This window comes from Marinobacter sp. EN3 (genome assembly GCF_000475315.1).
In the GTDB taxonomy this organism is placed as follows: Bacteria; Pseudomonadota; Gammaproteobacteria; order Pseudomonadales; family Oleiphilaceae; genus Marinobacter; species Marinobacter nauticus.
This window is the reverse complement of sequence record NZ_AXCC01000069.1, coordinates 1-1,678: the sequence shown is the minus strand read 5'-3', so window position 1 is coordinate 1,678 and position 1,678 is coordinate 1. Positions and strand designations below refer to the sequence as shown.

The 1,678-nt window shown below is 46.8% G+C and carries 2 protein-coding genes and 1 pseudogene; all 3 read right to left on the bottom strand.

Annotated elements, in window-relative coordinates:
- Positions 1-82: 82 nt before the first annotated feature.
- Positions 83-403: a hypothetical protein gene (locus Q675_RS35405; RefSeq protein ID WP_164834383.1), complete on the bottom strand. Its 321-nt coding sequence runs from the start codon at positions 401-403 to the stop codon at positions 83-85.
- A gap of 97 nt (positions 404-500) precedes the next feature.
- The gene (locus tag Q675_RS35400; protein ID WP_023012030.1) at positions 501-1,322 is read right to left on the bottom strand and encodes a DUF2971 domain-containing protein; all 822 of its coding nucleotides are present in this window, start codon (positions 1,320-1,322) and stop codon (positions 501-503) included.
- A 125-nt stretch (positions 1,323-1,447) separates the two neighbouring features.
- Positions 1,448-1,678 (bottom strand): annotated as a pseudogene (locus Q675_RS35395) (group II intron reverse transcriptase/maturase); the annotation flags it as partial.

The following is a 1,678-nucleotide window of genomic DNA, read 5'->3' as shown; positions in this document are numbered from 1 at the left end:
AATGCCGGGCCATTAACGCTTAGCGCACCGGTGACTTTGACGTAGCGAAGCGGAGACAAAGGCATCCGAGTGCCGCGCCTGGTTATGTTTGATATTCGATTTCTACGGCCGACTCGTCTCCACAATGAATGAAGAGTTCCCCTTTCGCTGAATTTGAAGATGAAAACTGAAACCAACCACGGCCAGACTTTTCACGACCATCATCATTTCCAGACCAAGAAAACTCGACTCGCCCTCCATCATCTGGAATGCGGTAGTCGATTTGGCCCTCAACTGCTCCGAATACAAAAAAGCCGAGGCCATCTTCATCGAACTGGAAGTATCCGGGCTCGATAAGATCAACAAAGTCTTGATCCCACATTTCCATCCACTTAATTCGCCAGCGTCCAACGACTTTACTCAAACTACCTCCTTAAAACATAACGCTTGCAGCATGCGCGGCTTTGTAGTGAAGGCGGAGCCGCAACGAAAAAGCCGTCGCTGTGCCTGCGATTGTTAGCTCATTCATTGGGGATTAGAATTTTCTCAAGATCCCAAGTTTTATCGCTCATCTCGCATTTGTACAACAACAGGTTCTTTTTCTTCATGTCAGAAATTATTTTCTTCATATTTTCTTGGGTCACACTTCTTCCATCTATATTTTTTGCAAAGTTCTTTCCGAAGAAAACCTCTTTGATGGCATCCTCGGGAACTGACAAGCAATATAGTTTTCTTTTGCCTATATTTATATCTCGCCATGTACCAGCATTGTTTTTGTATGTGGCTTCTCGAAAACCACTAGCTGTAGGCGGACATCTTACGTTTTTCACAACCCTTACTTCTTCCTCGTATGCCCACTCAACTGATTTATAAAGAAAAGCGGATTTGTAGAATTCGTAGCAGCTGTCATCAAATTTTTCTATATCTGAACCAATTTCCTGTAGGTCTGAATCTGAGGGCATTGGCAATACAATTCTGGGTTTTGTCTTTGTATAGATGATTTCGCCATAGCTCGCAGGAATCACGTTTGACTGAAGATCAAGAAAACCTGCCTTATTTGCATCGAACCCTATCACAATACCCTTATGTGAATCTGCATAATGAGACCACATAAGTGCGTTAAGCGGTTGCCTTGTTAAAGAAAGCACGCCGAAATTATCATTGCACCTACTTTTCACTATAGGGACAGCGATCTCCTCCAACTCCCTCCGCTCTTCGTCTTCATACTTAAATGCGGACATCTCAAATGGATCGTTAAAATCCTTTGGTGACGAAAAACCGATAGACGAGTTATTTATAATCGCCATCCCACCCTCAAAAGAAACGTACTTATACAAAATCATGTCGACATTCGCCTCCTGGCTATCGAGCTAATCGGGATAGGGAGGCACCTCACGATGCCCCTCCTCCCACATCACCGGGCATACGGATCACGTACCACGGCGATTCAGTGACTTGATTCAACCCGTTACCGCACTGCCAGTTCCGGCAGTCCATAGCTCCGGAACAACCGGGCCGGTAAGGCTTCCCGCAGGGCCGGCGAATGACTCAGCCGCCACGGGCCGTGGGCTGATTTAGCGGTGTTCCAGGCCAGTTTGACCGAGACACCCCGCTTTCTCAGCTCACGATACCCCCTTCGGCCCCATTGCTTCCACACGTAACTTCTCATTCTCCGCCTTATCCACTTGTCCAGGTCCCG